The organism is Streptomyces sp. NPDC056527 (assembly GCF_042794475.1).
Lineage (GTDB): Bacteria > Actinomycetota > Actinomycetes > Streptomycetales > Streptomycetaceae > Streptomyces.
The window spans coordinates 1-18,031 of the sequence record NZ_JBHTTQ010000088.1 but is presented as its reverse complement, the minus strand read 5'-3'; the positions used below and the strand labels follow the sequence as shown (position 1 = coordinate 18,031).

General features: G+C 71.7%; 17 protein-coding genes and 1 pseudogene. 4 read left to right on the top strand and 14 right to left on the bottom strand.

Translation table 11 applies throughout. The features are described from left to right. Positions 1-37 precede the first annotated feature (37 nt). Positions 38-586 (bottom strand): GNAT family N-acetyltransferase, encoded by a 549-nt coding sequence (locus ACFQ7Q_RS29765; protein WP_383560348.1) that lies wholly within the window; start codon positions 584-586, stop codon positions 38-40. Positions 587-787: 201 nt separating this feature from the next. Between ACFQ7Q_RS29765 and ACFQ7Q_RS29760 the strand changes: the two genes are divergently transcribed. Then, a complete protein-coding gene (locus ACFQ7Q_RS29760) occupies positions 788-1,195 on the top strand; it encodes a YciI family protein (RefSeq protein WP_383560346.1) in 408 nt (135 codons plus the stop codon). An 8-nt stretch (positions 1,196-1,203) separates the two neighbouring features. Continuing rightward, complete coding sequence (locus ACFQ7Q_RS29755; RefSeq protein ID WP_383560363.1) at positions 1,204-2,349, top strand: RNA polymerase sigma factor; 1,146 nt, start codon at positions 1,204-1,206, stop codon at positions 2,347-2,349. A gap of 266 nt (positions 2,350-2,615) precedes the next feature. Here the strand turns inward: ACFQ7Q_RS29755 and ACFQ7Q_RS29750 are convergent, their stop codons facing one another. From ACFQ7Q_RS29750 to ACFQ7Q_RS29695, 12 genes and pseudogenes are all read right to left on the bottom strand, one after another. Next, positions 2,616-3,092 (bottom strand): lamin tail domain-containing protein, encoded by a 477-nt coding sequence (locus tag ACFQ7Q_RS29750; RefSeq protein ID WP_383560345.1) that lies wholly within the window; start codon positions 3,090-3,092, stop codon positions 2,616-2,618. A gap of 404 nt (positions 3,093-3,496) precedes the next feature. Then, entirely contained in the window at positions 3,497-4,114 is a 618-nt protein-coding gene (locus ACFQ7Q_RS29745; protein WP_383560344.1) for a TOPRIM nucleotidyl transferase/hydrolase domain-containing protein, read from the bottom strand. A 129-nt stretch (positions 4,115-4,243) separates the two neighbouring features. Beyond that, positions 4,244-4,444 carry a DUF5988 family protein gene (locus tag ACFQ7Q_RS29740; protein ID WP_383560343.1) on the bottom strand — a complete coding sequence of 67 codons (201 nt, stop codon included), beginning with the start codon at positions 4,442-4,444 and terminating at the stop codon, positions 4,244-4,246. A gap of 127 nt (positions 4,445-4,571) precedes the next feature. Beyond that, positions 4,572-5,399: a PaaX family transcriptional regulator C-terminal domain-containing protein gene (locus ACFQ7Q_RS29735; protein ID WP_383560341.1), complete on the bottom strand. Its 828-nt coding sequence runs from the start codon at positions 5,397-5,399 to the stop codon at positions 4,572-4,574. Between the two features lie 60 nt (positions 5,400-5,459). Continuing rightward, on the bottom strand, positions 5,460-6,167 hold the full coding sequence (locus ACFQ7Q_RS29730) for an Asp/Glu racemase (RefSeq protein WP_383560362.1): 708 nt from the start codon (positions 6,165-6,167) through the stop codon (positions 5,460-5,462). A gap of 143 nt (positions 6,168-6,310) precedes the next feature. After that, positions 6,311-7,210 (bottom strand): fumarylacetoacetate hydrolase family protein, encoded by a 900-nt coding sequence (locus ACFQ7Q_RS29725; RefSeq protein ID WP_383560339.1) that lies wholly within the window; start codon positions 7,208-7,210, stop codon positions 6,311-6,313. A gap of 17 nt (positions 7,211-7,227) precedes the next feature. Next, positions 7,228-8,346, bottom strand: coding sequence for a cupin domain-containing protein (locus ACFQ7Q_RS29720; protein WP_383560337.1), 1,119 nt, complete (start codon positions 8,344-8,346; stop codon positions 7,228-7,230). Then, positions 8,343-9,371: a carbon-nitrogen hydrolase family protein gene (locus ACFQ7Q_RS29715; RefSeq protein ID WP_383560335.1), complete on the bottom strand. Its 1,029-nt coding sequence runs from the start codon at positions 9,369-9,371 to the stop codon at positions 8,343-8,345. Before ACFQ7Q_RS29715 ends, ACFQ7Q_RS29720 begins: the two co-directional genes overlap by 4 nt. A gap of 14 nt (positions 9,372-9,385) precedes the next feature. After that, positions 9,386-11,764: an FAD-dependent monooxygenase gene (locus ACFQ7Q_RS29710; RefSeq protein ID WP_383560333.1), complete on the bottom strand. Its 2,379-nt coding sequence runs from the start codon at positions 11,762-11,764 to the stop codon at positions 9,386-9,388. Continuing rightward, positions 11,755-12,399 (bottom strand): acyl-CoA thioesterase, encoded by a 645-nt coding sequence (locus ACFQ7Q_RS29705; RefSeq protein WP_383560361.1) that lies wholly within the window; start codon positions 12,397-12,399, stop codon positions 11,755-11,757. Before ACFQ7Q_RS29705 ends, ACFQ7Q_RS29710 begins: the two co-directional genes overlap by 10 nt. After that, positions 12,385-14,019: pseudogene (locus ACFQ7Q_RS29700) on the bottom strand (AMP-binding protein); the annotation flags it as partial. The pseudogene ACFQ7Q_RS29700 and the gene ACFQ7Q_RS29705, both read right to left, overlap by 15 nt. A gap of 135 nt (positions 14,020-14,154) precedes the next feature. Continuing rightward, positions 14,155-14,667: an ATP-binding protein gene (locus tag ACFQ7Q_RS29695; RefSeq protein WP_383560331.1), complete on the bottom strand. Its 513-nt coding sequence runs from the start codon at positions 14,665-14,667 to the stop codon at positions 14,155-14,157. Positions 14,668-14,874: 207 nt separating this feature from the next. Here ACFQ7Q_RS29695 and ACFQ7Q_RS29690 point away from each other — a divergent pair, with 207 nt between their 5' ends. Both ACFQ7Q_RS29690 and ACFQ7Q_RS29685 read left to right on the top strand, forming a co-directional pair. Then, positions 14,875-15,828 carry an alpha/beta hydrolase fold domain-containing protein gene (locus ACFQ7Q_RS29690; protein WP_383560329.1) on the top strand — a complete coding sequence of 318 codons (954 nt, stop codon included), beginning with the start codon at positions 14,875-14,877 and terminating at the stop codon, positions 15,826-15,828. Between the two features lie 183 nt (positions 15,829-16,011). Next, entirely contained in the window at positions 16,012-16,755 is a 744-nt protein-coding gene (locus tag ACFQ7Q_RS29685; RefSeq protein ID WP_383560327.1) for a phosphatase PAP2 family protein, read from the top strand. A gap of 169 nt (positions 16,756-16,924) precedes the next feature. Here the strand turns inward: ACFQ7Q_RS29685 and ACFQ7Q_RS29680 are convergent, their stop codons facing one another. Beyond that, on the bottom strand, positions 16,925-17,932 hold the full coding sequence (locus ACFQ7Q_RS29680; RefSeq protein WP_383560325.1) for a LacI family DNA-binding transcriptional regulator: 1,008 nt from the start codon (positions 17,930-17,932) through the stop codon (positions 16,925-16,927). Between the last annotated feature and the right edge of the window lie 99 nt (positions 17,933-18,031).

The window sequence follows — 18,031 nt, the reverse complement described above, 5'->3', positions numbered from 1 at the left end:
TGATGCGGACGACCTCCCGCACTCGACGCGCCACGACTCAGACCTCGGGAAGCGAGGGGTCGGGCGTCCAGGGGGTCGGTGCGGTGATGGCCCAGCGTTCGTGGTCCCGCCAGTCCCCGTCGATGTAGAGGTAGGCGGGCGACATCCCTTCGTAGCGGAAGCCCAGCCGCTGGACCAGGGCCAGGGACGCCTTGTTCGCCGGCTGAATGTTGGCCTCCAGCCGGTGCAGCCGAAGGTCGGTGAAGGCGTACCGCAGCGTGGCGGTGAGCCCTTCGCTCATGTATCCGTGCCCTGCGGACGGCGCGAAGGCCGCATAGCCGAGCGACGCGCCCTGGTAGCGCCCCCGGATGATCGAGTTGATGTTGATCATGCCTGCGGCTGCGCCTGTCTCCCGGACACGGACCAGCAGGCCCTGGTTGGTGCCGTCGTCGAAGCGACGCATCCAGACCTGGAACTCCTCCGGGGTCGCGGGCAGCTGCATCCATGGCCGGTGCAGTTCGGAGCTGGCCTGCACGAGCGTGCAGAACTCGTCCTGGTCGGAGAGGGTGAGCGGGCACAGTTCCACCCGTGGCGGCATCGTGAGCATGGACCCACGTTAGGGCCTGTGCCTGGTGAGTCACCTGGTGATTCCGGCTGATCGCCCCAGGACCGTACGTACGGTGACGCACGAAGAGTCTTCGCTCGAATCGAATTTCCGCGGACGGGGATGTCGAGAACCCGCGTCGGGCTCCGTCCCCGAGGTGAACGTGACCAGAATGGTGGTCGCACCGCATCGAGGAGAGACACGATGGCCAAGTACTTGCTGCTCAAGCACTACCGAGGCGCTCCGGCAGCGGTCAACGACGTGCCCATGGACCAGTGGACGCCGGAGGAGATCTCGGCGCACGTGCAGTACATGCGGGACTTCGCGGCCCGGCTGGAAGGGACCGGCGAGTTCGTCGACGGTCAGGCGCTCTCCCCGGAGGGCACGTTCGTCCGGTACGACGGTGAGGGGCGCCCGCCCGTCACCGACGGCCCGTTCGCCGAGACCAAGGACCTCATCGCCGGTTGGATGGTGATCGACGTCGACAGCTACGATCGGGCGCTCGAGCTGGCCGGGGAGCTGTCCGCGGCTCCGGGTGCGGGCGGCAAGCCGATCCACGAGTGGCTCGAGGTGCGCCCGTTCCTGGCCTCGCCGCCCACCATCACGGAGTGACCTCTCCGATGAACGAGGCCCTGCTCCGGAGCCTCACCCCGAGCGTGCTCGGAATCCTCGTCCGCCGCGGAGCCGACTTCGCGGCGGCCGAGGACGCCGTACAGGACGCGCTGGTCGAGGCGGTCCGCGTCTGGCAAGCCGACCGTCCACGGGACCCGAAGGCCTGGCTGGTCACCGTGGCCTGGCGCAAGTTCCTCGACGCGACCCGGTCGGACGCCGCCCGCCGCCGGCGTGAGGACCTGGTCACCGAGGAGCCGGTACCCGGACCCACGGCCGGGGTGGACGACACGCTCCAGCTCTACTTCCTGTGCGCCCACCCTTCGCTGACCCCGTCGTCCGCGGTCGCGCTCACGCTGCGCGCCGTCGGTGGGCTCACCACGCGCCAGATCGCCCAGGCGTACCTGGTGCCCGAGGCGACCATGGCGCAGCGCATCAGCCGCGCCAAGCGGACCGTCTCCGGTGTGCGGTTCGATCAGCCCGGTGACGTCGCGACCGTGCTGCGCGTCCTCTACCTGGTCTTCAACGAGGGCTACTCGGGCGACGTCGACCTCGCGGCCGAGGCCATCCGGCTCACCCGGCAGCTCGCGGCAGTGATCGACCACCCCGAAGTGGCGGGACTGCTCGCCCTCATGCTGCTCCACCACGCCCGGCGCGCCACCCGGACCGCGCCTGACGGCAGCCTGGTGCCGCTTGCCGAACAGGACCGCGGTCGGTGGGACACCGCTTCGATCGCCGAAGGCGTCGGAATCCTGCAGGCGGCCCTCGCCCGCGACCGGCTCGGCGAGTTCCAGGCCCAGGCCGCCATCGCGGCGCTTCACGCCGACGCGCCGGCCGCCGAGGAGACCGACTGGGTTCAGATCGTGGAGTGGTACGACGAGCTCGCGCGCCTCACCGACAGCCCCGTCGTCCGGCTCAACCGCGCAGTGGCCGTCGGGGAGGCCGACGGGCCTCGCGCCGGGCTCGCCGCGCTCGAGGAGCTGAACGACTCGCTGCCTCGCTACGCCGCGGTGGCGGCGTACCTCCATGAGCGCGACGGCGACCTTGGGACGGCGGCACGGTTGTACGCCGAAGCGGCCCGAAAGGCACCCAACCTCGCCGAGCGGGACTATCTGACGCGCCAGGCGTCCCGGCTCAACACCGGGGGTCGTGGCTGACGCCGGTACGCGCGGGCCGGCTGTGCCCAGGTCTCAGAAGGTCACGAGTTCCACGGGTCGCCGCGCCCGAGCCGCTCGCACGGGCGGCAACGCGAAAAGCGCCCCTCGCCTGTCGGGAGGGGCGCTTCGTCGTTCTCGTCACCGTGCCGCATCGCCCGGTCTCGAGCGGCGGAGTGCGTGCGCCGAGCGGGACAAGGCGCCCGGCGCACGCCGTTCAGGGATTCGGACCGGTCCGTCCGTCGTCATCCGGCTGGGGGACAGCCACCTCAGCGGCGGTGGTGGTGGTTGCCCCAGGACTTGGTGTCGACGGTGCGACCGTGGTCGTCGCGGAGGGTGGCCTTGTCGCGGTGGTTGTCCCAGACGTAGTCGCGACGGTCCTGGTAGAGGTCGGTGCGGGTGTCGCGGCCCTCGCCGGTGTGGATGCGGATGGTGGCGCGGCCGCCGAGGCGGACGTCGCGGAAGCGGTAGCGGTTGCCGTCGTTGTCGCGCAGGGTCCAGCCGTCCAGGTTCACGGCGCGGCGGCTGTTGTTCGTGATCTCGACCCATTCGGCGTTCAGCGACCGGTTGGACCGGTTCTCGCGTCCGGGGCTGTCGGCCTGCACGCGGCTGATCTCGACCCGCGGCTGCTGCCGGTGGCGGTCGTCGTCGTGAGCGGCGACGGCCGGCAGAGCAGTGGCGGAGACGATGGCGCCGGCGGCCAGCGCGGTCGCCGCGATACGGCGGGCGGTCGAAGAAGCAGACATGGGTGATGTCCCCTCAAGAACAGTGCCCCATCAGCCATTCAAGCTGGTGGAACGGTTGCCTGGTCTCGGTCCGGTGTGGGCCGAGGACTCGAACTCTGCGGCCTCTTCCGGACGCGTCGACATGCCGACCGGACCCCGTTACCAGATACGGACATTTCCGTAACTATCCACTTCACCGAGGCGCGCTTGCCTCAGATGTGACCCTGACATTCGCTGCCCGCTGCACCCACCCGTCCGATGATCGGTGGCAAGCCCTTACCGGATCCGGAGCACGTGCCGCCGCACCGTCCGGAGCACTCCCCCAACCGGCGGACGGCCCTTCGTAACAGCCGTTCTGCACGTTTCTTCGCACAACCGCGACGGATCCGCACACGAAGACGAAGAAGTCGCGGAAGACCGGGCGATCACAGGCTCGCGAGGAGGTCGTCGAGCGGGGCGGGTACCCGACCCGGGTCGAGCGCCTCCACCAGGAGGCTGCCGTAGCGGATCTTGCGACCCTTCTTCGTGCCGAGAAAGCGCCGCAACTGCTGGTGACGGGGCCGACCGTGCTGCGCCGGCTGGTTCAGGAACGTCTGCCAGGGCCGCAGGTCGCCCTCGGTCCGGATGATCTCCTCGACCCTCTCCGTACCCAGCGCGCGGATGAGCTCGTCCTCCAGGTCCGCCGCACACACGAAGATGCCCGCGCGGGACGCCCCGGCCCGCTCCAGGCCGCGGTCGTAGTAGCGCTGCTCGCGCTCGTCGCACAGTCCTGTCAGGCGCAGGCCGAGGCCGGTCGGACCGAGAAGGCCGGCGTAGCGGCCCACGTTCATCGCCCCGCCCATCGACACGACGGACACGCCTTCGGCGGCGAGGTCCCGGCCACGCCGCGCGGCAAGCGCCTCGACGGCCGCGAGGTCGCTCAGCCCTTCCAGGAGCACGGCCGTCCTCAGCCCCAGTTGCCCTGCCAGATCACTCGCCGGTCCGCCGGGACCGCCCGCCGCCCATTGACCGACCGCGTCCCGGAACGCCCACATGTCCACCATGAAGCGAGTCTGCGCCCTGATCGACCAGCACCGCATCGAATATTCGGACGGTCGGCGATCTTGCGGGAGGGGAATGACCGGTCGGACCCGAGGGGTGGCCCGAACCCCGGCCCCGGAGTCTCCGCGCTGCTACTCGGCGATCTCCGTGCGCTCCCACCACTCGTAGACGGGGAGCTGTCCTTCCGGGCCGCTCTGCACCCGCGAGGTGGCTCTGAAGTGTTCGTATCCGCCACGGTGCGCGATCTTCAGATCCTCGCCCGGCTCGGTCACGGGCACGACCCGCTCTGTCAGGTCCTCCGGTCCGCCCACAAGTGCCGCCTTGATCGTCATGGGCCCAGTCTCGCCATCGACCGGACGCTGTGCACCCCGACGCGCCGCCGCCCGCTCGCCGGGACGTCCGCCTCCGCGGCGACGCTCGGCGCGGAGGCGACGCCAGGTGGGCGAGTATCCGGAGCCCTCAGGCTCGCAGCCCCGTGACCTCGCCCACGTGCCGCAGGCTCGGGGCGAGCAGGATTCCGTGCAGCTGCTGGAAGACTTGACGGGCTGCCACCGCGTTCCAGTCCGTGGGGAGCAGTTCGGTGGGCAGGCCCGGGTCCAGGTACGGGAGGCGACGCCACTGGGTGAGCAGGGGAACGTAGTGGCGGAAGGCTTCGGCGGGTTCGGGTTGCGTTCCGTTCGTCGCCAGGTGGGCGGCCACCGGTGCGTAGGTGTCGGTGAACTCCGCGTACTGCTTCTGGATCGCCGGGAAGTCCCACCACGAGCTCACCGTGCCCGGCAGGTCGCTGAAGGCCGCGTACTCGGCGGCGAACAGGTGGACGTAGTCGCTGAGGCCCAGGCGAACGAGCATGCTCCGGGCGTCCTCCAGCAGCCGGCCCGGCGCAAGCCACACGCCCGGGGCGATGTTGCCGAAGCCGAGCCAGGTCAGGCGGGTGCGTAGCTGGTAGCGGTGGGACCGTTCCGACTCGGGTACGGAGAACACGGCCATGGCCCAGCCGTCCGCCAGGTCGGCGGGTTCCAGGCTGGCGAAGATCCGGCGGTCGCCCTCGTCGAATACGGGCAGGACGGTCGGGCTGAGCCGGTAGCCGGTGGCGCCTCGGCGCTCCGGTTCGAGGACTCCCCGCTTCTTCAGCCGGGAGATCGCCGAGCGCACCGCCGGGCCGTCGACGTCCAGCTCCCCCATCAGCGTGATCAGGTCCGCGATGGAGATCCAGCCGCCGAGGCGGCGCAGGAACGCCCCGTAGACCGTGTTGATCAACGAGCTGGGCCTGAGGGGGCTGTCCGACATGATCGCCTTCCGTTGTACGCGGTCGCGATCATATCGGGGCCCCCTCCAGGCCCGGTCCGGTCAGGCGTACGCCCCCGACAACAGGTGCCCGGCCCCGGGAGCCACGGCCGGCAGGTCCAGGGCGCGCAGCATCTGGTGGGCGGTGCACACGGCCGCCGACACGACGGGCTTGCCCAGAAGCTGTTCGGCTTCCTCGATGACGCCGAGGGAGGGCATCTGGACACAGGCGGAGAGGACGACCGCGTCGGCCTCCGCGTAGTCCAGCGCGCGGGCGAGTCCGGGCAGCCTGGCCGGGTCGTGGGCGGCGACGTCCAGATTGTTCGGGATCTCCAGGGCCTGGTGGTCGAGGACTTCGACGCCCTCCCGGGTGAGGTAGTCCACGACGGTCCGCGTGAGGGGTCGCATGTACGGGGCGAGCAGCGCGATCTTCTTGGCGCCGATGGTGTTCAGCCCGTGGACGAGCGCGCCCGCGCTGGTGACGACGGGGGCGGGGGCGCCGTTCTCGACGGTGCGCAGGTGCAGCCGCTCCTCGGAGACCCGGTGGTAGCCCGGCCCCATGCTCATGATGGCGACGAGGCAGGCGTAACCGAGTACGTCGACGCGCGCGTCGGAGAGTTCCACGGCACAGCGGTCGGAGTCGGCGTCCATCGCCTTGAGCTGCTCGGGAGTCACGTGGGTCATGCGCATCCGGCTGGAGTGGAACGTGAACCGCTCGTGCGGCGCGACGGCCTCACGGGCGCGCAGGATCGCGGGGACCTCGGTTTCCATGGTGACGTTGGAGCTCGGCACGATCTGGCCGATGCGGTAGGTGCGGTGGTCGCGGGGTGGTGGCACTGGTGCTCCTCGGTTCTCGTACGGGGATGGGTACGGGGCAGCGGCGTGGGGCGGGCAGTGGATCGGGGGCGGGAGGGTCAGCGGGCGTCGACCACCGGGTTGGTCAGGGTTCCGATCCGCTCGACCGTCGCCTCCACCGTGTCACCGGGCGCGAGGAACTCGGGCGGGACCATGCCGGCCCCCACTCCGGACGGCGAACCCGTGGCGATGACGTCGCCCGGCTCCAGGGTCACTCCGGAGCTGATGTCGGCGATCAGGCGGGCGATGGGGAAGAGCATGTGCCGGGTGTTGGACTTCTGCTTGGTGACGCCGTTGACGCGCAGCGAGAGGTCCAGGTCCATGGGGTCCGGGATCTCGTCGGTGGTGACGACGACCGGGCCGAAGGGCGCGTAGGAGTCCTGCCCCTTGGAGAAGAACCACTGCCCGGAGCGGCGCTGGTCGCGGGCGCTGATGTCGTTGACGATGCTGAAGCCGAAGATGTGGTCGTACGCGTCCTCCTCGCTCACCCGGAAGGCGGTGCGGCCGATGACGACGGCGAGTTCGCACTCCCAGTCGAGCCGGGTCGTGAGGTCGGCGTTGTGCAGGATCGGCGCGCCAGGGCCGGTGACTGCGGTGGCGGGCTTGCTGAACAGGACTGGGCGGGGCGGGAGTTCCTTGTCGGTGTCGAGACTGCGGCTGGACTCCTCGACGTGCTCGACGTAGTTGAGCCCGACCCCGATGATCTTGCCGGGGCGGAAGGGGGCGCCGAGTCGGATCTCCCCTGTCGGGTGGACGGCGTGGGCCGGGCGGTCCCCTTCGAGCAGCCGGCGCACGGCGTCCAGGGCGGCCGGGCCGGCCTGGACCAGGCCCAGCAGGTCGTGCGGGAGCGCGGTGCCCGCGTGGTCGGCGAGGGCGGTGAGGTCGAGGACGGGGCCGTCGGTCTCGACGCCCGGCCGCGGTGTGCCACCGGTGGCAGGGGTGAAGGTCAGCAGACGCATGTGGGGCTCCTGGTGGGTCAGGCGGTGATGACGGGCTGGTGGCCGCCGTTGTCGGGGTACGCCTCTTCGCGGTGGAAGCCGAGCGAGCGCATGACGGGGAAGTCGTCGAAGGAGAAGAGGCAGGCGTCGTCGGACGCGTCGAGGTTGTGGTGCTCGTGCCAGGCCCAGGACGGGACGCAGAAGATGTCCCCTTCGGTCCACTCGAAGCGTCGTCCGGCGATGACCGAGGCGCCCCGGCCCTTGGCGACGGTGTAGATCACCGAGCCGGTGTGCCGGTGGGCCGCGGTGGCCTGTCCGGGGCGCAGCAGCTGCATGTGGGCGCCCATGGTCGGCATCACCGAGCCGCCGGTGACCGGGTTGGTGTACTCGGCGATGACCCCGTCGTACGGAGAGCCCTCGGTCGCCTCGGCGAGGCCGCGCAGGGCCTCGTAGGTCGGCTCCCACGGGTAGGCGAGCAGCGGCGAGTAGGGCCGGTTCCACTTCTCCGCCCCGTACGGCAGGAGGATGCCCGAGTAGGTGAGGACGGAGGAGTTCACGACCTTCCCCGGAGTCTGGTAGAGCTCGGGGTGCACCTCGTAGAACCCGGCGTCCAGGGCGTTCACCAGTGGGATGTCCAGGCCGTCCTGCCAGATCACCGGGGCGTCGGTCCCGTCGTTGCCGTGCTCGTGCCAGGTGCCGTTCGGGGTGATCGCGAAGTCGCGCGGGCCGACCTTGAGCTTCTGGCCGTCGACGATGGTCCAGGCGCCGGTGCCCTCGTGGACGAAGCGCAGGGCGGCGGCCTGGTGCCGGTGGGCGGTCATGGCCTCCCCCGGGCCCATGATCTGCAGGCCGGTGTAGAGGAGTCCGGCGGCGGCGCTGACGTCCTTGCGCCCGGGGTTGACCAGCATGACGACACGGCGGCCCGCGTCGTCGGCCTTGACGAGGCCGAGAGCCTTGTGGACGAGGGGGCGCAGTTCCTCGTAACGCCACAGCACGGGCACGGACTTGGGCTGCGGGTACCAGGGCTCGATGTCGTTGGCGACGGTCCACAGGGCGCCGGCGTCCAGGGCTTCGAGTTCGCCGTAGTACGCGGTGAGTTCGGGGGTGTCGGAGACCCGGGCGCGGCCGAGCATGGTGTCGTCCTGCTCGATGGTCATGCGTCCTCCTCAGGTGCGGTGGCGGTCAGGGGCCCGGCCGGCGGCGCGGTGAAGGTGACGGGCGGGCGCGGGGTGTTGTCGACTTCGAGGCGGAAGATGTCGAAGCGGTTGTAGTGGCCGGTGATGTCGTGCATCTGCTTGGGCTGGATGCAGCGGCCGAGGTCGATCTCGCCGTAGACGATGCCCTCGTCGTCGACGAGCGGTTCGGTGACGGGGCGGCCGTCGGGGCCGAAGATGCCGGAGAGGGCGCTGCGCGGCCGCTGGAAGAGGGCGCGGAGTTCGTCGTCGTCCCCGGCGAGGGTGTCGACGATCTCCGGGGAGACGGTGGAACAGGCGACGACGGAGAAGACCTTGCCCTCGAAGCTGTGGGCGGCGGTCCGAACGGCGATCGCGTCGGCCATGTCGTAGTCGGCCGGGGCGACGGGCAGCGCGATGTAGCAGGAGGCGTGGACGAGTTCGCCCTGTGCGAGGAGGGTGAACCGGGCCAGCGTGTTGGTGTTCTCGCCGCAGGCGAGTGCGCCGAGCGGGCCGACAGGGGTCCGGTGAACGCGCAACGAGCTGCCGTCGCCGCCGGTCCAGGTGAGCTTCTCCGCCCAGGTGGGCACCAACTTGCGGTGCACACCGAGAAGTTCACCGTCGGGTCCGATGGTGAGCAGGGTGTTGTAGAGGACCCCGAGGCTGTGGGCGGCGCGCTCGTTGACCCCGATGACGAGGACCACCCCGTACTGACGGGCCGCCGCGCGCAGGGCGTCGACGTGCGGGCCGGGAATGTCGACGGAGGCGCGCTGGAGTCGCTCGAACCAGGGTGATCCCTGGACCGGGTTCATCGTCCAGTTCCAGTACGGGTATCCGGGGACGAACACCTCGGGGAACACGACCAGTCGGGCGCCGTTCCCGGCCGCCTCGGCGATCAGGGCGACGGCCTTGTCGACGGTGGCGGCGGGGTCGAGGTAGACGGGCGCGGCCTGGACGGCTGCGGCCGTGAAACGAGGCAGGGTGTCCAGGGTCGGTGGCGGTTGTGGCATGGAGGCGTCCCCTTTCATCGGGCGTGGGAGGCGGCGGAGGCTTCGGCGGGCACGGCGGCATGGGCGGCTTCGGCGGGTGCCCCGGCCACGCAGGCCGCAGGCGCTTCGGCCCTGGCCGGACGCGGCAGCCAGCGCTGGTGCACAGGAACGGCCGGTCGCCGCAGGAGTTCGAGTCGCGGCGGTACGCGGTCCGTGCGGGCGGCGGGCGGGCGGGCGCTGCCGGCCCTCCAGGACGCCGCCCACGGCGCCGCCGGCCCCCGGTAGCCCTGGGCGGCGGCCGCATGCAGGGTCCACAGCGGGTCGTGGAGCTGGGCGCGACCCACGCCGCACAGGTCGGCGCGGCCGGCCAGGATGATCGAGTTCACGTCGTCGTACGTGGAGATGGCGCCGACGGCGATGGTCGGGACCCCGGTGGCGTTGCGGATCAGATCGGCGTACGGGGTCTGGTAGCTGCGTCCGAAGCGGGGCCGCTCGTGTGCGACGACCTCGCCGGTGGAGACGTCGATCGCGTCGGCGCCCCCCTCCGCGAGGGCGCGGGCGATGCCCACGGCGTCGGCCTCGCTCAAGCCCCCCTCCGCCCAGTCGGCTGCGGATATCCGGACCAGCAGCGCCTTGCCCGCGGGCCATGACTCCCTTACGGCACGCAGCACTTCAAGCGGGAAGCGCAACCGTCCGGCCAGGCTGCCGCCGTACTCGTCGGTGCGCCGGTTGGTCAGCGGCGAGAGGAACCCGGAGAGCAGATGCCCGTGTCCGTACTGGAGTTCCAGGGCGTCGAACCCCGCCCGGTCGGCGCGCTGGGCCGCACGTACGAAGTCCCGTACGACCAGGTCCATGTCGGCGCGGGTGGCCTCGCGCGGCACCGGGCCGCTCTCGTCCCACGGCAGTGGGGAGGCGGCGATCAGGGGTTCGGCGGCCGAGCGGCGGCCCGCGTGGGTGAGCTGGATGCCGAGGCAGGTGTCGCTCTGGCCGTGGACGAAGGCGGTGACGCGTCGCCAGGCGGCCTCCTGATCGTCGTTCCACAGGCCCGGGCAGCCGGGGTCCGGGCGGCCGTAGGCGGCCACGGCGGTCATGCCGGCGATGACGAGGCCGGCCCCGCCGAGGGCCTGGGTGCCGAGGTGGACGAGGTCGAAGTCGCCCGGGACGCCGTCGCGGGAGGTGGCGAGGGCGGTGGGCGGGACGACGACCCGGTTGCGCAGGCGCAGTCCGCCGATCCTGAACGGCCGGAACATCGGCGGTACGGGCTCGGTGGTGTTGACCGCGGTGGTGAACGCCTCGTCGCGGACGCGCAGGTTGTCGTAGGTGACGCGGCGGCTGCGCGTGAGCAGGTTGAAGGCGAACTGGTGCGGGTCCTGACCGGTGTAGCGGTCGATGTTCTCGAACCATTCCAGGCTGGCCTGGGCGGCCCGCTGGGTGGACTCCACGACCGGCCGGCGCTCGTCCTCGTACGCGGCGAGTGCGCCCGGAACGTCGTCCGGGTGCTCGTGCAGGCAGGCCGCCAGGGCGAGGGCGTCCTCCATCGCGAGTTTGGTGCCGGAGCCGATGGAGAAGTGGGCGGTGTGCGCGGCGTCGCCGAGCAGGACCACGTTCTCGTGCACCCAGGTGCGGTTGCGCACCGTCGTGAAGCGGAGCCACTTGGAGTTGTTGGGCAGGAGGCGGTGGCCGTCCAGGTGCCCGGCGAGGATCTCCTCGCAGCGCCGGATGCCGTCCTCGTCGCTGGCGCCGGGCGGATACTCCCGGTCGGCGGAGTCCGCGAAACCGGCGCGTCGCCAGGTGTCCTCGTCCAGCTCCACGATGAAGGTGGAGCGGGTGTCGTCGTACGGATAGGCATGCACCTGGAGCGTGCCGAAGTCGCGCTCCTCGACGATGAAGGTGAAGGCCTCGAAGACCTTGTCGGTGCCCAGCCACATATAACGGCCGGCGCGTTCGTCGAGGTCGGGGCCGAAGGTGTCGGCGTAGGCGGAGCGGGTGGCCGACCGGACGCCGTCGCAGGCGACCACCAGGTCGTACTCGGTGGCGAGTCGGTCCGCGGCCGGGGCCTGGGTGCGGTAGCGGACGTCCACGGCGAGGGCCGCGCAGCGGTCCTGGAGGATCCGCAGCAGGCTCCGTCGGCCGAGTGCGGCGAAGCCGTGTCCGCCGGAGGTGAGGGTCTGCCCCCGGTAGCGGACGTCGATGTCGCTCCAGCGGGCGAACTCCGCCGACATCTCGGCGTGGACGACCGGGTCGGCGGTCGCGATGCCGTCGAGGGTCTCGTCGGAGAAGACGACTCCGAAGCCGAACGTGTCGTCGGGGGCGTTGCGCTCCCAGACGGTGATCTCCCAGTCCGGGGAGAGCTGCTTGGCCAGGGCCGCGAAGTACAGGCCGCCGGGCCCTCCTCCGATGACTGCTACGCGCACGGGGTACCTCCTGTGGTTCTGTGGATCAGCTCGGGGGCCTGCGGGCCCGCCTTCGTGAGGACCTCGCGGACATCGGCGGGCCAGGGGGTGGTCCCCGTGGCGCGGGCCGCCGAGTGGGCGATGACCATGCGGCCGGTGGCGGCCTCCGCACCCTCCTCGCCGAGGACGGTGAAGGCGTAGTGCAGGGAGCTCGTGCCGACCTTGGTGACGCGCAGCTCGGTGCGGACGGCCTCGCCGAACCAGAGCCGGGCGCGGTAGTCGGCCTCGAAGTGGACGCGGGGTGTGCTGCCGAAGAGATGGGACAGGCCGAGGCGCCGCAGCAGCACGGCCTCGGCCGCTTCGACCCAGCGGACGACGGTGGAGTGGTGGTAATGGCCGGCGGCGTCGGTGTCGGGCCATTCGACGCGGCGCTCGACGGTGACGCTGGGCAGGTTCGGGACCAGCCCCTCGGGGGCGCCGGCGGCGCAGCCGCCTTCGACCACGCCGGCTGCCGGAACGGCGTCGTCGGCTCCGGCGGCCTCGACGCGGACGCCGTCCGTACCGGTGCCGCCGCCCTCCTGACGGGGGCTCCCGACTCCCCCGCCGTCCGCGCGTGTGTCCTCGGCGCGGGCCTCGGCCCGGGCGAGTCGGCGCAGTTCGCCGCGCTGGAGCTTGCCGTTGGCCGTCTTCGGGAGAGCCGCGACGAACTCGACGGCCCGCGGGTACTTGTACGGCGCGATGGCCTGCTTGACGTGGGCCTGGAGCTCCCGCACGGTCGCCTCGGCCGACGGGGTGCCGTCGCGCAGGACGACGTACGCCTTGACGACCGTGCCGCGCCGCTCGTCGGGGGCACCGACGACTCCGCAGTCCTCGACGTACGGGTGGGCGGCGAGGGCCTTCTCGACCTCCGGGCCGGCGATGTTGTAGCCGGAGGAGACGATCATGTCGTCGCTGCGGGCCACGTACCAGAAGTAGCCGTCGGCATCCCGTATGTAGGTGTCGCCGGTGATGTTCCAGCCGTTCCTGACGTATGTCGTCTGGCGCTGGTCGGAGAGGTAGCGGCAGCCGGTGGGGCCGGTGACGGCCAGCAGTCCGGGCTGTCCGTCGGGTACCGGATCGCCCTGGTCGTCGACCACGGCGGCGTGGTAGCCGGGGACGGGGCGGCCGGTGGAGCCGGGTCTGATGTCCTCGTCGGCGGCGGAGATGAAGACGTGCAGCATCTCGGTGGCGCCGATGCCGTCGATGATGCGCAGGCCCGTGGCGGCGTGGAACCCCTCCCAGACGGAGGCGGGCAGGGGTTCTCCGGCGGAGACGCAGCGGCGGAGTCCGGAGAGCCGCCCGGTCGCCCCGGCGGCCATGATCGCCCGGTAGGCGGTGGGCGCGGTGAACAGGACCGTCACACCGTGTGCGGCGACCAGTTCGGCCAGCTGCTCGGGGGTGGCCTGCTCGATGAGCAGGGTTGCGGCGCCCACGTGCAGGGGGAAGACCACGAGCCCGCCGAGGCCGAAGGTGAAGGCGAGCGGCGGAGTGCCGGTGAAGACGTCGTCGGGCCGGGGTTTGAGGATGTGCCGGGAGAACGTGTCCGCGTTGGCGAGGACGTCCCGGTGGAAGTGCAGGGTCGCCTTGGGGCGCCCCGTCGTACCCGAGGTGAAGGCGATCAGCGCCACGTCGTCGGCGGCGGTCTCGACAGCGATGAACCGGCCGCCCTTGGTGGCGCAGCGGGCGGTCAAGTCGGCTTCGCCGGGGCCGCCGTACGGGATGACCGGCAGGCCGGGTGGGCCGGGGCTTCCCGGCGGGCCCGGCGGGTCGGCCGCCTCGAGTTCGGCGACGTATCTGTGGTCGCACACGGCGACCGTCGGGCGGCTGATCTCGCACAGTTCGGCGAGTTCGGTGGAGCGCAGCAGCGGCATCGTGGTGACGGCCACACCGCCGGCCTTGAGGACGCCGAACCACGCGGCGACGAGCCAGGGGTTGTTGGGGCCTCGCAGCAGAACGCGGTTTCCGGGCCGGAGCCCGTGGTCCTCGGTGAGCACCTGGGCGACCTGGTCGGCGCGCTGCTGGAGCTCGCCGTAGGTCCAGCGCTCGGTCGGGGTCAGCAGACAGGGACGGTCGGGGCCCCAGCGCTCGACGGCTTCGTCGAGCAGGCTGCGGGCGCAGTTGAGCCGGTCCGGGTAATCCAACTCCGGTAGTTCGAAGTGGAGTTGGGGCCAGAGGGAGAAGTCGGGCAGCCGGTCGCGGCAGAAGGAATCGGCATGTGCCGAAGGGGAGAGCTCCATGGGGCGGCACCTCGATCAGGGAGCAGCGGGGAGATGGGGCAAGTATCTCGATAATTTTGCGTCCGTCAACTTTCCGCAATATCTGGAACCTCGCAGCGACACCCGAGCCACCCAGACAAGGGGGACCCGCACCGCTCAGGCGAGGGGGATCCGCACCCGCACGGACTTGCCCAACTCGTGCACCAGAACGGCGAGTTCACCGCCCGCCTCGGCGACCAACAGCTGGACCAGAAGAAGACCTCGCCCACCCTCGGCATCCTGATCGACCTCGACATCGGGGTCGGGCAGCCGGGGCGGGGCGACCGCTCCGTCCGCGACCTCCAGACGCAGCCAGCCCGCGCCACAGGAGACGCCGACGCGCATCCGTCCGGTCTCGGCGGCGTGCTGGACGACATTGCCGACGAGTTCACTGACGGCCAGCAGCAAGGCGTCCGCGATATCGGCGGCGACCCGCCACCCCTGAAGCAGCGCGCGGACACGAGCACGGACCAGTGGAACGGTCGCGGCGGTGGGCTCGGGGACCCAGCGGACGAAGGCCCGCGTGGAAACGGAGGCCGGAGTGGGGCCAGGCGCGCCACCCGGGGCCAGGGCCGGAGCACGAGCAGGGGCCGGAACGCCGGCTGCGAGATGAGCGATGGCGGTGAGCATGACGTGCTCCGAGAGGGGGACACGCGACGCAACCGCGAGGTCACTCGTGTAACTAACTCGAGAATCAGACAGCCACTGGGCTTGTCGTCAGCGGAAACGCGTCGCTAGAGTTTTGATAACACGTGTAACACGTTACGTCTCCCCGGGCGCCACGCGCAAGCATTTCGGACAAAACGCTACGAACCCCGGGCCGGCAGAAGGGCCGCAATGACGCAATCCCACCCGGCCGAGCTCGACCTGGCCGACATGACCTGGCCGCCCCCGCCCTACCACCCCCCGGTACCTCCGGTGACGGACGAGCACGGGGTACGCCGCTTCGACGGGGTCACCTACGCCTCCACTCCCGGCTACCGCCCCCGGCTCCTCGACGTCCAAGTCCCGCCCGGAGAAGGGCCGTTCCCCGCAGTCGTGTGGATCCACGGCGGCGGCTGGCTCGACGGCGACCGGCGCTACCCGCCGCCGACCGTGCCGGCCGCCCTGCTGCACGGTTCGGTCCTGGCCGCCGGGCTCGCGCTCGTCACCATCGACTACCGGCACAGCCTCGAAGCCCCGTTCCCTGCCCAGCTGCACGACGTGAAGGCCGCGATCCGGTACGTCCGCCGGTTCGCGGGCGATCTCGGCATCGACCCGGACCGGATAGCCGTCTGGGGCGAGTCGGCGGGCGGCCACCTGGCGGCACTGGCCGGCCTCGTCGGCCCGGACAGCGCCGAGGCCGTGGCGCTGGAGGGCGCTCACGGAGTGGGCACCGGGGACACCGGTGTGCGAGCCGTCGTCGACTGGTACGGGGTCTCCGACCTCCCCGCCCTGGCCGGCCGGCCCGTGCCGGGAATGCCCCCGGGCGGCGAGTTCCCCGACCCGTACGACGCCCTGCTCGGCGGCACCGAGGCGGAGCGCCCGGCGCTGGCCCGCGCCGCGAGCCCGGTGACATACGCGCAGGACTCGACCCCGCCGCCGTTCCTGCTGATCCACGGCACCACGGACGGCCTGGTCCCGTTCAGCCAGAGCGAGGCACTCGCCGAGGCCCTGGCGGGGGCGGGTGGCGACGTGACCCTGCGTCCCGTCGAGGGCGCCGACCACATCTTCCTGGGCTCCCCGGACATCGCGGAGATCGTCGCGGAGAGCGTCGCGTTCCTGGCCAAGCACCTGGCAGCGGGGGCCTGAGGCTCCCCAGAGCCCTGTCCCCGCTTTCCCCGGCCACTCCCCGTTGCCGGCTCTTCCCCCTGACGAACCGCCCCCGTTCCGTCGCAGTCCTGTTCCGCCGAGGGGCCCGGTCCGACCGGGCCCCTCCGGCACGTCGAGCACCCCAGGGCCGCGGATCCCACCCCGCGCCACCGAGAGGCAGCCATGTCCAGCAATCCGGTCACCCCCTCCCCCGTCACCGAGAGACCGCCCGCCGACGCGGCGCCCCAGCACCGGCGCCCGGGGGTCCTGATGGCGGGACTCCTCCTGCTCGGCGTCGCCACGCTGCCGGCCTTCGTCATCCGGCCGGACCCGACCAACCCGCCGTTCCAGGGGCTGGACGACCGATGGCTGGCCTGGATGGGCGGCCCGCACGACGGGCCGTACGCCGTCCTGGCGGCGGCCCTGAACTGGTTCGGCGGCCCGCTCGGCATCGTCGTACCGCTCGCCCTGCTCTTCTTCCTGCTCCTGCGCAGACGCTGGGTCTCGGTCGGCTTCCTGCTCGCCGTCTACTTCGCCGGCAATCTGCTCGTCGTCCAGGGCCTCAAGCACCTCGTGGACCGGCCACGGCCGGCGAACCCGCTGGTCCGGGTCGACCACGGCTCGTTCCCGTCGGGTCACGCGGCCGGGGCGGCGCTGCTCGTCGTACTCGTCGGCGTACTGCTGGTCCCGGCCGCACGGCGACGGGCCTGGTGGCTCGGCGGCACCGTGTTCACGCTGGCCATGATGTGGAGCCGGACGTGGCTGCACGCGCACTGGCTCACCGACACGGCGGCCGGCGCGGCCGCCGGCGCGGGCGCGGGCCTGCTGGCGTGGTGGCTCTGCGCCCCCGCGCTCGCCCGGGAATCCGTACGCGACCGCCGGGGGGCGGCCGCGACCACCCCGGACGCCGCACCCGCGATGCCGTAGCCGACGGCCGTGGCTCCCGGCCCGTGGAACCCCACGGACCGGGAGCCACCGCATTGTCGATGGATGAAGCAGCTCGCCGCCGCGGCGGCGGGCGCACCGGCCACCGCTGGTCCGGTGGGAGGCGGTTCCGCGGAGCGGGCTGGGCCCCAGCCCCTGGCGGGACGGACGCTCAGGAGGTCTGACGATGGACGAGTACGGCCTCTATGGCGGGGATCGGCGCGGTCGAACCGGTCTCGATCAGCTCGTGCAGGGCGTCCGCGATCCGAGCCGGTGAAGCCAGGTCCAGGCGGATCGTGCTGAGCGCGGGCTGCTGGAACGCCGAAAGCACGAGGTCGTCGGAGCCGACGATCGCGACCTCCTCCGGCACGGCGATGCCTTCGGCCTTGAGCGCGTGCAGCAGCAGTGCGGCGTACTCGTCGTTGTAGGCGAAGACGGAGTCGAGGTCCAGGCTCGTCCAGCGGCCGGCGAGCGCGGCCGCGGACTCCCGGGTGTAGGCGAGTTCCACCGGAGTGACGGTGGCCATGTGCCGTGCGGCGACCGATTCGGCGCCCGCGAGGCGCGGTCGGGCGAAGGCGTCGAGGCCACGCTCCTGGGGCATGACGACGCCGATACGGTTCCGGCCGCGGGCGATCAGGTGCTCGGCGGCCGTGGCGCCGATGCGGGAGTGATCGAAGCCGATCGTGTGCACACCGGGCAGCGGACGGGACGCGAAGGCGAGCAGTCCGCGCACTCCGGCGCGGCGCAGCAACTCGGCGGCCTGCGCGGTGAGGCGGTCCCCGTCGAGGGCGACGACCGCCGCCGGACGCAGTTCCGCCCAGGCCCGGGCGGCGTCGACGGGGTCGGCGAAGCGGCCCGCGTGGAGGACGGCGGTGTAGCCGCGGCGGTCGAGTTCGCTGTGCAGGTCGTCGACCCAGTCGCTGACGAGCCGGCCGATCGCGGAGATCGAGGCGGGCATCAGGACGAGATTGCTGCGACCGGCGCGCAGGGACCGGGCGGCGGCATGCGGGACGTATCCGAGCCGGTCGGCAGCGTCGAGGACGCGGGCACGGGTGCTTTCGCTGACCCGATGGCCCGGGGTGTCGTTGAGCACGAAGGAGACGGTGGCGCGGGACACCCCGGCGAGGCGTGCCACATCGGCGCTCGTGATCGAGGCGGGGACGGGGGTTTCTTCTGCCATGACGTCCCTTGACGCTCCTTGCGGTGGGTTCGGGCCTGCGGTCGCACCTTCCACCGTCGAGGTTACACGAGTTAGATCAAGAGAGCGGTGGGGGCGGGG

Coding starts and splice junctions, on each gene's coding strand:
- ACFQ7Q_RS29765 (WP_383560348.1), bottom strand. CDS start 586: ATGCTCACGATGCCGCCACGGGTGGAACTGTGCCCGCTCACCCTCTCC.
- ACFQ7Q_RS29760 (WP_383560346.1), top strand. CDS start 788: ATGGCCAAGTACTTGCTGCTCAAGCACTACCGAGGCGCTCCGGCAGCG.
- ACFQ7Q_RS29755 (WP_383560363.1), top strand. CDS start 1,204: ATGAACGAGGCCCTGCTCCGGAGCCTCACCCCGAGCGTGCTCGGAATC.
- ACFQ7Q_RS29750 (WP_383560345.1), bottom strand. CDS start 3,092: ATGTCTGCTTCTTCGACCGCCCGCCGTATCGCGGCGACCGCGCTGGCC.
- ACFQ7Q_RS29745 (WP_383560344.1), bottom strand. CDS start 4,114: ATGGTGGACATGTGGGCGTTCCGGGACGCGGTCGGTCAATGGGCGGCG.
- ACFQ7Q_RS29740 (WP_383560343.1), bottom strand. CDS start 4,444: ATGACGATCAAGGCGGCACTTGTGGGCGGACCGGAGGACCTGACAGAG.
- ACFQ7Q_RS29735 (WP_383560341.1), bottom strand. CDS start 5,399: ATGTCGGACAGCCCCCTCAGGCCCAGCTCGTTGATCAACACGGTCTAC.
- ACFQ7Q_RS29730 (WP_383560362.1), bottom strand. CDS start 6,167: ATGGAAACCGAGGTCCCCGCGATCCTGCGCGCCCGTGAGGCCGTCGCG.
- ACFQ7Q_RS29725 (WP_383560339.1), bottom strand. CDS start 7,210: ATGCGTCTGCTGACCTTCACCCCTGCCACCGGTGGCACACCGCGGCCG.
- ACFQ7Q_RS29720 (WP_383560337.1), bottom strand. CDS start 8,346: ATGACCATCGAGCAGGACGACACCATGCTCGGCCGCGCCCGGGTCTCC.
- ACFQ7Q_RS29715 (WP_383560335.1), bottom strand. CDS start 9,371: ATGCCACAACCGCCACCGACCCTGGACACCCTGCCTCGTTTCACGGCC.
- ACFQ7Q_RS29695 (WP_383560331.1), bottom strand. CDS start 14,667: ATGCTCACCGCCATCGCTCATCTCGCAGCCGGCGTTCCGGCCCCTGCT.
- ACFQ7Q_RS29690 (WP_383560329.1), top strand. CDS start 14,875: ATGACGCAATCCCACCCGGCCGAGCTCGACCTGGCCGACATGACCTGG.
- ACFQ7Q_RS29685 (WP_383560327.1), top strand. CDS start 16,012: ATGTCCAGCAATCCGGTCACCCCCTCCCCCGTCACCGAGAGACCGCCC.
- ACFQ7Q_RS29680 (WP_383560325.1), bottom strand. CDS start 17,932: ATGGCAGAAGAAACCCCCGTCCCCGCCTCGATCACGAGCGCCGATGTG.